Genomic DNA, 12,025 nt, shown 5'->3' on the forward strand with positions numbered 1-12,025 from the left:
TCTAGATGGCGAGCGCCTCGGTGCGGAACAGCCAGCCGACGAATGCAATCAGCGTGAGCGCGATCGAGGCAGAAACACTGACGAGCTTGATCGTCGTGATCGCCTTCAGCACCGAGACCGACCGCGCCGCCGCGTCCGGGTCGCCGCGCAGCAACAGCCATGCCAGCAGGCAATCCTCGATCAGGTCGCTGAGCAGATACACCGCCGGCACGACGAGCCCGAGCCAGGCCGCCGACGGATAGATCTGGTTGAGCCAGTGCGATGACGCCGCACCCATCGCGCCCGCCAGCGCCAGCATGACGACGAGATCGAGCGGGAACAGGATCGGAAATACATACTTCATCCTCAGATCGGACTGCACCAGCGCGCCGAGCTGGTCACCGCTGTAACTCAGCGTCTTCTCCGGAAAGCGGGTGCGGAATCGCTTAGCAAAAACGCGATCGGAATAGCTGCCGACCCACCAGAACAGTCCGAACGCACTCACCACCAGCCCCGCGAGAATGATCGTCACGAGAGCTTGACGGCTCATGCCGATCGATTCCTGTCCTTGGTGGGCGAGCCGCGGAAAGCCGCAGGCCGAATGATCGCGCGCACCGGCGAGGTCCCTGGAAGGGAAAATTATCAACGCAATATAACAATGATTGATGGACAGATTTCCACCTTTTCCAAAGCGTTGCAATTGAATTCCGGGGACGCTGTGCAGAGCGGGCTCTCATCCCGGAGCCGGTTGCAGCCATCCGCACGACGATTGCTGGTCACGCCCGCTACACAGAACCGTCTTCAATTGGAGATTGAATCATCCCCGCGTTCTGCCGTACATAGAAGCCGCGAATTTCACGGCGACCGCAGGGGCTACGGATGCCGAAGGATATTGTGATCTTGTGCGACGGCACCGGCAACGAGATCGGCGCCAATATTTCCAACGTCCTGAAGCTGTTTCGCGTCGCCGACAAGGATGACGGGCAGCGGATCTATTATCATCCGGGTCTCGGCACCATCGGTCTGCAGAACAGCTGGGGCCGTTTCAAGCAGGAGGCGTGGGGCCTGTTCGGCCTGGCCTTCGGCGCCGGTCTCGACAAGGACACGCTCGACGCCTACCAGTTTCTCTGCCGGCTCTGGGAGCCCGGCGACCGGGTCTGGATGTTCGGCTTCAGCCGCGGTGCCTACACCGTGCGCACGCTGGCGGCTTTCGTGCATGTGATGGGCCTGTTGCCGGTCGACCAGCTCGACCTCGCCGGCTACGCCTTCGGCGCCTACAAGAAGGCGAGCGCTGACGCCCAGAAGTCCGACGGGACGTTTGACCCTGCCCCGTTGAAGGAAGTCTGGCATTTCAGCCAAATCGCCGGCGGCCGCAACATCGACATCGAATTCGTCGGCGTCTGGGACACGGTGGCCTCGATCATCGTGCCGCGGCAGGACAACTTCCTGTTCGACATGCAGACGCTGCTGTTCACCCGCACCAATTCCAGCGTCAGGCGGTTCCGCCAGGCGATCTCGATCGACGAGCGCAGGCGCATGTTCCGCCTCAACCGCTGGATCGAGCCGCAGAAATTCCGTACCGATCCGTTCGACCCGTCGACCGCGATCGACCAGGACATCCGCCAGGTCTGGTTCGCCGGTGTGCATTCCGACGTCGGCGGCGGCTATCCGGAGGACCAGAGCGGGCCGTCGAAGTTTCCGCTGATCTGGATGCTCGAACAGGCCAGGGCCGCCGGGCTGCACATGGACCAAGCGCTGATCGATCATCTCGCCTGGGGGATGCCGCTACCGCCGCACACCCACGACTATGCGCCCCCGAGCGTGACGGACCCGCTGCACAATTCCCTGACCGCCGCCTGGGAAATCCTGGAGTGGATTCCGAAGCGCGACAAATGGAAGGAATGGCCGGAGCGGAAATCCTTCCTCGGCTTCTACCTGCCGCGCGGCGAGCCAAGGCCGATACCGGAAGGCGCGACCATCCACGCCTCGGTGCTGGAGCGGATGCAGAAGGATCCGGCCTACAAGCCGATCAACATGCCCAAGACCTACACGGTCGAGCCAATGCCTGTGCCGCGGGCGCCACCCGCGCCGACGGTCTGAGATTTAGGCGTCAATCGCATCCTTGATCCGCTTGCGGCTGAGCGGCAGATCGCGCAGCCGCTTGCCGGTCGCATGCGCGATGGCATTGGCGAGCGATGCCGCGGCCGGCCCCTGCCCGGTCTCGCCGCTGCCGAGGAACGGCTGCCCTGGACGGTTGATGATGTGGACCGCGATGCTGTCGGGCACGGCATTGAAGCGCAGGATCGGGTAGGTCTGCCAGTCGATGCTGGTGATCCGCGCTTGGTCGAACGTGACGCTCTCATAGAGCGTCCAACTCGTCGACTGCACGATCGCGCCCTCGATCTGGTTGGTGATGCCATCGGGATTGACGACCTGACCGGCGTCGACGGCCGCGACCGCGCGCACCAGACGAGCCCGCCCGGTCTCGGGATCGACCTCCACCTCTGTCGCAATGGCGCAATAGGCGGCGAGATTCTTGTAGCGCGCGAACGCAAAACCGTAGCCGCGATTCTGCGGCGCTCTCCGTCCGCTCACCCAACCGAATTCCTGGGCGGCTTTCTCGACCACCGCCCGGCCGCGCGGATCGTCGAGGTGGTTGAGGCGAAACGCGACCGGATCGGCCCCGGCAAGACCGGCCAGCTCATCCATGAAGCTCTCGATCGAGAACACGTTATGATAGGCGCCGAGCGCGCGCATCGCGGAAATCCGCAGCGGCATCGCGGGGATGAAGTGATGCATCACATGCGCATTCGGGAAATTGTAGATCGGGATCGCGTTGCGATCGCCGCCGCCTTCCGGAAGCGGCAGCGGCTTTGGTGCAGGCACCGCGAACGACCGCGCCATGTGCTGTGCCGCAAGCAGCGAGCCGGCGCCGCCCGGCCGCATCGAATGGGTGTTGCTCCACACCGCAAAATTCCAGTCGGCGATCTTGCCACTGCCATCCAGCGATGCACTCAGCTTGGTCACCATCGCCGGACCATACGGCTCCCAGCCGTGCTCCTGCTCGCGCATCCATTGCACTCGAACTGGGCGCCCGGGCAGCGCGCGGGCAATCAGCGCGGCGTCAGCCGCAGCATCGTCGGCGCCGTTATGGCCGTAGCAGCCGGAGCCTTCGACATGGATCAGGCGGACGCTCGACTGCGGCATGCCGAGCATCTCGGCGATCGCCTGCCGGTCGGGATAGACGCCCTGGGTATGCGTCCACACCGTCATCGCACCATCGACGAACTGCGCGACCGCGCAGGACGGTCCGATCGAGCCATGCGACTGGTAGGGCCGCGTATAGGTGGCTTCGAGCGATCGCGCGCCGCTCACCGCGGCATCATGACGCTGGAAGATCGCAAAATCCTGCGACGGCAGCGCCGTCAGCACGTTGGCCAGATCGTGCTGGTTCGGCAGTTTCGCGCTCTCCCGCCACTTCGCTGCGGCTGATAGCGCCTTCATCGCCTTGACCGCCCCAAACTCTTTCTCCGCCACCACGGCGAGGAAATTGCCGTCGCGCACGATTCCGACCACGCCCGGCATCTTCTCGATCGCAGCCGTGTCGCATTCGGCGAGCTGCGCGCCGTAGCTCGGCGGGCGCACCACGCGCGCATGCACCATGCCGGGCAGCCGCATGTCCTGCACATAGGCGACGCCGCCCGTGACCTTGGCCGGAATATCGACGCGCGGCACCGGCTGCCCCATCACCTTGAAGCGCGCCGGATCCTTCAGGCTCGAGGTCGGTTGGGCCTGGACATGCAGCATGTCCGAAGCGACGAGCTCGCCAAAGCTCAGGCGGCGGCCATCGGGAGCGATCACAGCCGCGTTCTCGGTGCGCAATTTATCGGGCGGAACGTCGAACCGCTTCGCGGCCTCCGCCACCAGCAACGCGCGCGCCTGCGCCGCGGCGTGCAGGATCGCGGTGCCGCTGTCCTGCATCGAATGGCTGCCTGACGTGTAGCCTTCATTCGCCGTGAGCTTGGTATCGGCCGTGATCACCTTCAGCGCATCGAAGGCAATATCGAGCTGTTCGGCGGCGATCTGCTGGAACGCGGTGCGGAATCCCTGGCCGAGCTCGGCCTTGCCGGTGAAGGCCGTGATCTGGCCGTCGGCATCGATCCGGATCCAGGAATCCAGATTGGGCGTTTTCGCCAGGCTGCCCGGCAGTTCCGGGCCCTTCTGCTGCTGTGCCGCCGCGTGACGCAGCGAGAAGCTGACGATCAGCGCGCCGCCACCGGCCAGCACGCTGCGGCGATCGAGCACCACGGGCGTGGTCATCGGACGCTCCTGTCGCTTGCGGCGTCGGCCGTGTCCATCAGCCGGGCGGCGCGGTGCACCGCGCGGAGAATGCGCATATGGGTGCCGCAGCGGCAGAGATGCGGCTCGAGCTCGGCGCGAATCTGCGCATCCGACGGCTTCGGATTGCGCATCAAGAGCGCCTGCGCCCGCATCATCATCCCGGCAATGCAATAGCCGCACTGCGCCGCCTGCTCCTCCATGAAGGCGCGCTGGATCGGCGCCGGCGCCGCTACCGTGCCAAGCCCTTCCAGCGTCGTCACCTGCTTGCCCTCGACGAGCAGCAGCGGCGTGACACAGGACAGCACCGCCTTGCCGTCGACGATCACGGTGCAGGAGCCGCATTGCCCGAGCCCACAGCCGAACTTGGCGGCATTGAGCGCGAGATCATTGCGCAGCACATAGAGCAGCGGCGTATCCGGATCGGCGTCGACCTGATGATCCCGGCCATTGACCTTCACTATCGTCATGGCTTGCCTCGTTGACTTGAGTCCGCAGGGGCATCGCCCGCCGCAAGCGACGCGGCCTGCACCGCGCGCGCATCACGCACCGCCTTGTCGACATCCTTCCACAGCTGCCGCTTGCCGAACTTGCTCCGTAGATAATTCGCAAGCGCGACCATCTGCGCATCATCGACGCTCGCCGCGAAGCCCGGCATGATCGGACTGCGCTCGCCCGGGACGGCACCGACACCCGACAGGACGATGTTGAGCAGGTTGCGCGGATCGGGGCCTGCGATCGCCGTGCTGAGCGCGAGGTTGACGCCGCCATAGGGCAGCGCCCGGCCGCCCTCATGGCAGGAAGCGCAGGCTGCGGCATAGATCGCGGCGCCTGTGGCGTTCGCCTGTGTCGCGTCCGCTGCGGCCGATGGCGCCACCGCATCAGTCGGTGACTTCCGATCCGGCGCCGGCGCGCCGGAGACATCGGCCATGTACACGGCGATGGCGCGCACGTCGCTGTCGGCCACGGTCGCGAGATTGCCGACCACCTCGGCCATCGGTCCGCGCGCAGTGCCGTGATCGGCTTGCCAGCCATGCCGCAAATAGGCGTAGAGCGCGTCGGCGGTCCAGCGCACCGGAGCACGCGAGGTGTCGTTCAGCGCGTAGGCATGCCAATTATCGACGTCGCCGCCAGCGAACTGCGCATTGACCCGCTCGGCGCCGAGCGCGTTGCGCGGCGTGTGGCAGGCGCCGCAATGCGCGAGCCCTTCCACGAGATAGGCGCCGCGGTTCCATTCCGCTCCCTTCGCCGCGTCGGAAGGCACGTCGCCGCTGCGAAGATACAAGAGCTTCCAGCCTGCAATCAGCGGCCGGTAGTTCAGCGGAAACGTCAGCTGATTCGCCCGCGGCGAGGCGTGAACCGGCTGCCGCGTCATCAGGAACGCATAGAGCGCCCGGTCATCCGCGTCAGATACATTGGTGAAATGATCGTAGGGAAAGGTCGGGTACAGATGCCGGCCGTCACGGCCGACGCCGGAGCGCATCGCGCGGACGAACGCCTCCTCCGGCCAGCTTCCGATCCCGGTCTCGGCGTCCGGCGTGATGTTGGACGAGAAGATGGTGCCGAACGGCGTCGGAACCGGAAGCCCGCCGGCGTAATTTCCGTCGCCGTGGACGGTATGGCAGGTGTTGCAATTGCCGATCGCCGCGAGATCGCGGCCGCGCTTGACGATATCGGGATCGAACGTATCGGGCCGCGGCGGCGCCATGGCCGCAATCTGTGGCCGCCAGGCGACCGCGAAGGCCGCCGCCGCCCCCGCGACCAGCGCGATCGCGGCAATGCCTGTGATGATCCGCAGCTGACCGGGCATGCCTGAATTGAGTTTGTTGTTGGGACGTGTATTAACACGTTTCGTTCCGGTATCGTTCGCCCAGAAGAGCTCGATCACCGCCTGTTGACCCCAGGACAGACCAAGGGATCATGACCGCCCAGCCCGCCCTCGACCACGCATCCGCTCCGCCTCGCGACGCGCGGTCCGTGCTCAGTTCCGTGTTCGGCCTGTCCGGCTTCCGCGGCGCGCAGGAGAAGATCATCCGCCACGTCACCGATGGCGGCAATTGCCTGGTGCTGATGCCGACCGGCGGCGGCAAGTCGCTGTGCTACCAGCTGCCTGCGCTGCTGCGCGACGGCTGCGGCATCGTGGTGTCGCCCCTGATCGCGCTGATGCGCGACCAGGTCGCGGCACTCACCGAAGCCGGCGTCAACGCCGCGGTGCTGAACTCGACGCTGTCCTATGAGGAGGCCTCCGAGGTCGAACGGCGGCTGCTCGCCGGCGATCTCGACCTGCTCTATGTCGCGCCGGAACGCCTGCTGACGCCGCGCTGCCTCAACCTGCTCGGCCAGGCGCAGATCGCGCTGTTTGCGATCGACGAGGCGCATTGCGTGTCGCAATGGGGCCATGACTTTCGCCCGGAGTATATCGGCCTGTCCGTACTCGCCGAGCGCTTTCCCAAGGTGCCGCGCATCGCGCTGACCGCGACCGCGGACGCGCTGACGCGAAAGGAGATCGCCGAGCGGCTGTCCCTCACCGACGCGCCGGAATTCGTCGCCAGCTTCGACCGTCCCAACATCCGCTACGAGATCGTCGACAAGCAGAATGCGACGACGCAGCTGAAGAACTTCATCAGGGAGCGGCATGCCGGCGACGCCGGCGTGGTCTATTGCCTCTCGCGCGCCAAGGTCGAGGATGTCGCGGCGGCGCTGAGCGAGGCCGGCATTCCGGCGTTGCCCTACCATGCCGGGCTCGATGCCGGCGTGCGCGCCCGGCATCAGGACCGTTTCCTCAATGAAGACGGAATCGTGATCGTCGCCACGATCGCGTTCGGCATGGGCATCGACAAGCCCGATGTGCGTTTCGTCGCGCATCTCGATCTGCCGAAGAGCATCGAGGCCTATTACCAGGAGACCGGACGCGCCGGCCGCGACGGCAAGCCGTCGGCGGCGTGGATGGCCTACGGCCTTTCCGACATCGTGCAGCAGCGCCGCATGATCGACGAATCCACCGGTTCCGACGCCTTCAAGCGCGTCTCAATCGGCAAGCTCGACGCGCTGGTGGCGCTGGCCGAGACCGTGCATTGCCGGCGGCAGCGCCTGCTCGGCTATTTCGGCGAGACCCGCACCGATGAAAGCTGCGGCAATTGCGACAACTGCCTGACGCCGCCGCGCGTCCGCGACGGCAAGGTGCTGGCACAGAAACTGCTGTCCTGCGTCTATCGCACCGGGCAGCGGTTTGGCGCCATGCACCTGATCGACGTGCTGGTCGGGCGGCTGACCGAGCGGGTCAAGCAGTTCAACCACGACCAATTATCGGTGTTCGGCATCGGCCGCGAGCTCAACGAGAAGCAATGGCGCGCGGTGCTGCGCCAGCTGGTGGCGATGGGTCACCTGCGCGCCGACAGCGACGCCTTCGGCGCACTCAAGCTCACCGACAGCGCGCGCGGCGTACTGAAGGGCGAGACCGCGGTGATGCTGCGCGAGCAGCCGGAGGGCGCGCGCAACCGCGCGGTGCGCAGCAAGTCGCGCCGCGGCGATCTCGCGCCCGCAGCCGACAGCCCGGGCGGCGTCGCAAACCCGGCGCTGCATGCGGCCCTGCGCGCCTGGCGCTCGGACGTCGCGCGCCAGCGCGGCGTGCCGGCCTATGTCGTGCTGCACGATTCCACCATCGACGGCATCGCCGCGATGCGGCCGGACACGCTCAGCGACCTGCGCAACATCGCCGGGATCGGCGACAAGAAGCTCGAGCATTACGGCGACGAGCTGATCCGGATCGTGAAGGCCAACGACGGCTAGTCTTACCGTGTCAGCGCACCCTTCGTGGTCATCGCGAAGGGCTCGCGACTAATCGCCGGGCAATTTGCGCTGAAGCGACGAATCAAAGCTACGCGCTCTCAAAATATCGAAAACAACCCCATGCAAAGTAGCAGGCGGCCGCTGGCACTCGGAAAAGCGCTTGACGCGTCGGGCAACTCAGCGGTATTTTTTTATTATTCCGAAATGCTGCAAATGCCTGCCGCCGTGCAGGAGCTGAGTCGTCGTCAGACGACCTCTCAACAGGGCAGGGGCCGTTCTCGGTTGGCCCAATAGGGACATTGCGGACAAACCTCCCCTTCGGGATAGTCAATCCCCTCTTCATGCGGGCATCCCATCATCGTCGGCGCTACGGCAACTGTGCGCACTTCCTCCGCGCGAAGGAAAGCCGCGGCCTCCTCCATGATTGTCGGATCATTGCGAACATCGCCGGTTTCGGAGAACCACCTGCGCAATGCGAAGGGAGGCGCTCCCTCGGCGGTGACCACCGCAACGGCAACCTTGCTGGCGCGAAGGTTGTCGGGTCCATAGAACGCCACCGTCCCGACCGGATAGCCGCGAAAGCCAGACCTGCTTTTCTTTTCCAGCCACTTCTGCGGCCGCCAACCGAGTTTCATGAGGCGTTCTCCAAGTAGCGGCCGGGCCGCGACGTACGATGTCCCATGGGGGGCGCGCCGCCTCAACTGGCCTGTTTCGACGCCAGCAGCTTGATAAAATTCCGCTTCGCCTTATGGCGGGTCATCAGATCGGCCAAGTAGGCGGAATGTTGGGTTGCTCCGTCAAGCCGCCGCATCCGCTTGATCATGGCATATGCGGCTTCGTAGTTGCCCTGTCCGCCCATCCGGACCTTGCGTTCCACCAATTGGGCATACGCCTTCAACGCCTCCGCCGGGAGATCCACTTCGCTTGCTTTGGCAAGTTCTTCCATCGCAATTTCACGGCATCCGTGCTTGCCGACAGCCGCCCAAGCATCCGCCAATAATCCCTCCGCCATGAGCACGCGGACAAGAACATCAGGAGCTCCGAACACGTCCCATTCGGCTTGCGAGCCAGATTTTTCGGCTCGAGCGCTCAACATGGCGACGGCATCATCGCGAACACCGATCTGGGCCTTACGATCGCCAGCGGCGGATATCAATCGCTGATACAGGTCGACGCTGGGTTCCTTGCCGAACAGCTTCCAGAGCAGCGCGCTGGCGTCTTCATTTCGTCCGTTTTGCTGAAGGAGATCACAGGCAAAGAGAACCAGGCCTTTGTCGGGCTCATCCTCGAATTTCCACAGCCCCTCTTCCGCCCATTTCAGCGCCTCCTGTTCCCGTCCGTTGTCGAGACAGGCCTGAGCGACCTCGAGATAACGATACGCGGACGATAGATCGTTGGCCCGAATGGCGATGATCCCATCGACATCATTATCTCGTTCGGCAAAGCGCTCCATCATGGCTCGAAGCGCATATTCTCCGTTCGGCTGGACCTCCGTTCGCCCCCGTTGCCTGGATTTCACCTTTTGCCACGCCTCGGTTGCGAGCCTGCGATATTCGCCGAGCCCGGCCGCGCCGAGGACCCCGGCATAGGTCTCACTCGCACCAAAGAAGAAATCCCAATCGGAGCTGACTTCGCGCTTGAACAGCTCCCGCGCCAGTTTTATTGGCTCGGGCTTTGACTGCTCGCAGGCAGCAAGGTGAATTTCGCAGGCGCGAGCGTAGCAAGCACCTCCGCCACCGTCGGAGTCATCGACCCTGGTCAGGGCCTCGTCCATTCGGGCGAAGAAATGTTCGAGCAGTTCTAGAACGAGCAACACTTTCCCGCCATCGCGCAGAACCGAGATACGATCAAGTACGCCGTCAATCCGGCGAGCCCAATCGCGCATGTCGCGATATTCGACGTATCCGCGGACCCGGGTCGCGTCGGTGATGGCCTTCTTGAATTGCGCGATGAGCGTCGCATCATCGGCCGTGTCGAGCGTGGCCGACAGCTCCAATTCCTCGAGCAGCTTGGGGTCGCGCCCGGCGAGATCGAGAACCATCTCGACAAGGCGATCGATGCCCTTCGTGCGCAAATGGTAACGAATCTTGCCAAGACGGTTCGAGGCCTGTCCCAGCGCTTCCGGATCCAGATCGTTGACGGTCAAGGCAACGGCGGTCAGATGCTTGCAGAAGGCCCAATCGACGAAGGCCTGACAGGTACAATGACCGGAAAAGCTCTTACCTCGCCCGGTCAGCTCACAGCGATAGATTTCGGTCCCAGCCACCCGCGCGATCACGCGGGTGTCGTCGATCGTCATGACCTCCACCCGGCCATCCGCCTTATAGGCACTGCCACGAGCGAAGCTTTTGTCGCCGGCGATCTCCTGCAACGCTGCAACATCGAATCGGCCGGCCCGAACCACAGCTTCAACGTCGGAGGTGGATCGCTTTCGGGCTTGCGCCATGTGCACGGCCTGTCGCTCTCGAGAGGGTCGATCGTCCGAATATATCTGACAGCACCGGCTCCAACGAGATGGAGGGCGTCCAAATCACAGAGATTGACGACGCGCCCCGGTTCCGCCATCCGTGACCAATGTCCCCGCAATCCGAGGCGGCATCCGCCGATCTGTTCCGCCATCCGCCGCTCCTGCTGTTCGTGGCGTCGCGCGGCTTCTCCGAATTCGCCTACCAGATCGCAACGGTTGCGATCGGCTGGCAGGTCTACGCGCTGACCGGCAGTGCGGTCTATCTCGGCCTGGTCGGGCTGGTGCAGTTCATCCCCAGCGCGTTGCTCGTGTTCATCGCCGGCCACGCCGCCGATCGCTACGACCGCCGCCGCGTCGTGCAGGCCTGCCAGATCATCCAGGGACTGGGAGCCGCCTATCTCGGCTGGCGCAGCTTTGCCGGCGACCTGACGGTGCCCGAGATCTTCTCGGTGCTGGTTGCGTTTGGCGTCGCCGGTGCATTCGGCGATCCGGCCGCCTCGGCGCTGCTGCCGGCGGTGGCGCCGGACGGCCATCTGCAGCGCGCCACTGCGTTGTCGACCGGCGCCTGGCAAGTCTCGGTCGTTGCCGGCCCCGCGATCGGCGGCTTCGCTTACGCGATCTCTCCGGTCGTCCCCTATGCCGTGATGACAGCATTCTGGCTGCTCGCGGCCATCCTCGCCGGCGCGATCCGGCTGGAGCGGCCGGCGGGCGAGCCGGATCCGCCATCGCTCGGTCAATTGTTCGCAGGCGTCAAATTCGTCCGCGACAATCCGGCGATCCTCGGCACCATCTCGCTCGATCTGTTCGCGGTGCTGCTCGGCGGCGCCAGCGCGCTGCTGCCGATCTATGCGCGCGATATCCTGCAGGCGGGACCATGGGCACTCGGCGTGATGCGCGCCGCACCCGCGGTCGGCGCGCTGGTCATGACGGCGATGCTGGCGCGGCATCCGATCTCGAAACATGTCGGCCTGCGCATGTTCCAGGGCGTGATCGCGTTCGGCGTCGCGATCTGCGTATTCGCGCTGTCGCGCGAGATCTGGCTCTCCACCTTGGTGCTCGCGGCGATGGGCGCGGCCGACACGATCAGCGTCGTGATCCGTGTCTCGCTGGTGCAACTCGCAACGCCGGATGAGATGCGCGGCCGCGTCGGCGCGGTGAATTATCTGTTCGTCAACGCTTCCAACCAGCTCGGCGAATTCGAAAGCGGCATCACGGCCGCGTTGTTCGGCACGGTGCCGGCGGCCCTGATCGGCGGCATCGGCACGGTCGCGGTGGCGCTGCTCTGGATGAGATTGTTCCCATCATTGCGTAAGGTGGAACGGCTGGAATGAATCGGCGCTTGAATACCGCTGCGATCAGCGCCGCGGCATAGGAGCCATACCCGGCCCGGCAACGCACATGCTTGCGGGCCGCGCCGCGCTCGCCTTAATCTTTCTCGTGCCCGCCCAACGA

Annotated in this window: 9 protein-coding genes; 3 read left to right on the top strand and 6 right to left on the bottom strand. The window is 64.9% G+C overall.

Going from position 1 to position 12,025, the window contains the following annotated elements:
* Position 1: 1 nt before the first annotated feature.
* Positions 2-529 carry a hypothetical protein gene (locus FBZ93_RS25500; RefSeq protein ID WP_246667639.1) on the bottom strand — a complete coding sequence of 176 codons (528 nt, stop codon included), beginning with the start codon at positions 527-529 and terminating at the stop codon, positions 2-4.
* 329 nt (positions 530-858) lie between these two features.
* Between FBZ93_RS25500 and FBZ93_RS25505 the strand changes: the two genes are divergently transcribed.
* The gene (locus FBZ93_RS25505; RefSeq protein ID WP_146989565.1) at positions 859-2,079 is read left to right on the top strand and encodes a DUF2235 domain-containing protein; all 1,221 of its coding nucleotides are present in this window, start codon (positions 859-861) and stop codon (positions 2,077-2,079) included.
* 3 nt (positions 2,080-2,082) lie between these two features.
* Here the strand turns inward: FBZ93_RS25505 and FBZ93_RS25510 are convergent, their stop codons facing one another.
* The 3 genes from FBZ93_RS25510 to FBZ93_RS25520 are packed head-to-tail and all read right to left on the bottom strand — an operon-like array spanning position 2,083 to position 6,127.
* Positions 2,083-4,299 carry a xanthine dehydrogenase family protein molybdopterin-binding subunit gene (locus FBZ93_RS25510; RefSeq protein WP_146989567.1) on the bottom strand — a complete coding sequence of 739 codons (2,217 nt, stop codon included), beginning with the start codon at positions 4,297-4,299 and terminating at the stop codon, positions 2,083-2,085.
* A complete protein-coding gene (locus FBZ93_RS25515) occupies positions 4,296-4,787 on the bottom strand; it encodes a (2Fe-2S)-binding protein (protein WP_146989568.1) in 492 nt (163 codons plus the stop codon). The genes FBZ93_RS25510 and FBZ93_RS25515 overlap by 4 nt, the downstream gene beginning before the upstream one ends.
* Positions 4,784-6,127 (bottom strand): cytochrome c, encoded by a 1,344-nt coding sequence (locus FBZ93_RS25520; protein WP_146989570.1) that lies wholly within the window; start codon positions 6,125-6,127, stop codon positions 4,784-4,786. The genes FBZ93_RS25515 and FBZ93_RS25520 overlap by 4 nt, the downstream gene beginning before the upstream one ends.
* A gap of 110 nt (positions 6,128-6,237) precedes the next feature.
* Between FBZ93_RS25520 and recQ the strand changes: the two genes are divergently transcribed.
* Positions 6,238-8,106 (top strand): DNA helicase RecQ, encoded by a 1,869-nt coding sequence (gene recQ / locus FBZ93_RS25525; protein WP_146989576.1) that lies wholly within the window; start codon positions 6,238-6,240, stop codon positions 8,104-8,106.
* Between the two features lie 257 nt (positions 8,107-8,363).
* On the opposite strand, the gene FBZ93_RS25530 is transcribed toward recQ, so the two are convergent.
* Positions 8,364-8,741, bottom strand: coding sequence for a hypothetical protein (locus FBZ93_RS25530; protein ID WP_146989577.1), 378 nt, complete (start codon positions 8,739-8,741; stop codon positions 8,364-8,366).
* A 62-nt stretch (positions 8,742-8,803) separates the two neighbouring features.
* A complete protein-coding gene (locus FBZ93_RS25535) occupies positions 8,804-10,552 on the bottom strand; it encodes an SWIM zinc finger family protein (RefSeq protein ID WP_146989579.1) in 1,749 nt (582 codons plus the stop codon).
* A 128-nt stretch (positions 10,553-10,680) separates the two neighbouring features.
* Here FBZ93_RS25535 and FBZ93_RS25540 point away from each other — a divergent pair, with 128 nt between their 5' ends.
* Positions 10,681-11,904, top strand: a complete 1,224-nt coding sequence (locus tag FBZ93_RS25540) for an MFS transporter (protein ID WP_146989580.1) — start codon at positions 10,681-10,683, stop codon at positions 11,902-11,904.
* Positions 11,905-12,025 lie beyond the last annotated feature (121 nt).

The organism is Bradyrhizobium macuxiense, assembly GCF_007993935.1.
GTDB lineage: Bacteria > Pseudomonadota > Alphaproteobacteria > Rhizobiales > Xanthobacteraceae > Bradyrhizobium > Bradyrhizobium macuxiense_A.

Excerpts from the sequence above, each read along its gene's own strand:
- FBZ93_RS25540 (WP_146989580.1), top strand. The coding sequence starts at position 10,681 with ATGTCCCCGCAATCCGAGGCGGCATCCGCCGATCTGTTCCGCCATCCG.
- FBZ93_RS25530 (WP_146989577.1), bottom strand. The coding sequence starts at position 8,741 with ATGAAACTCGGTTGGCGGCCGCAGAAGTGGCTGGAAAAGAAAAGCAGG.
- FBZ93_RS25505 (WP_146989565.1), top strand. The coding sequence starts at position 859 with ATGCCGAAGGATATTGTGATCTTGTGCGACGGCACCGGCAACGAGATC.
- recQ (WP_146989576.1), top strand. The coding sequence starts at position 6,238 with ATGACCGCCCAGCCCGCCCTCGACCACGCATCCGCTCCGCCTCGCGAC.
- FBZ93_RS25515 (WP_146989568.1), bottom strand. The coding sequence starts at position 4,787 with ATGACGATAGTGAAGGTCAATGGCCGGGATCATCAGGTCGACGCCGAT.
- FBZ93_RS25500 (WP_246667639.1), bottom strand. The coding sequence starts at position 529 with ATGAGCCGTCAAGCTCTCGTGACGATCATTCTCGCGGGGCTGGTGGTG.
- FBZ93_RS25520 (WP_146989570.1), bottom strand. The coding sequence starts at position 6,127 with ATGCCCGGTCAGCTGCGGATCATCACAGGCATTGCCGCGATCGCGCTG.
- FBZ93_RS25510 (WP_146989567.1), bottom strand. The coding sequence starts at position 4,299 with ATGACCACGCCCGTGGTGCTCGATCGCCGCAGCGTGCTGGCCGGTGGC.
- FBZ93_RS25535 (WP_146989579.1), bottom strand. The coding sequence starts at position 10,552 with ATGGCGCAAGCCCGAAAGCGATCCACCTCCGACGTTGAAGCTGTGGTT.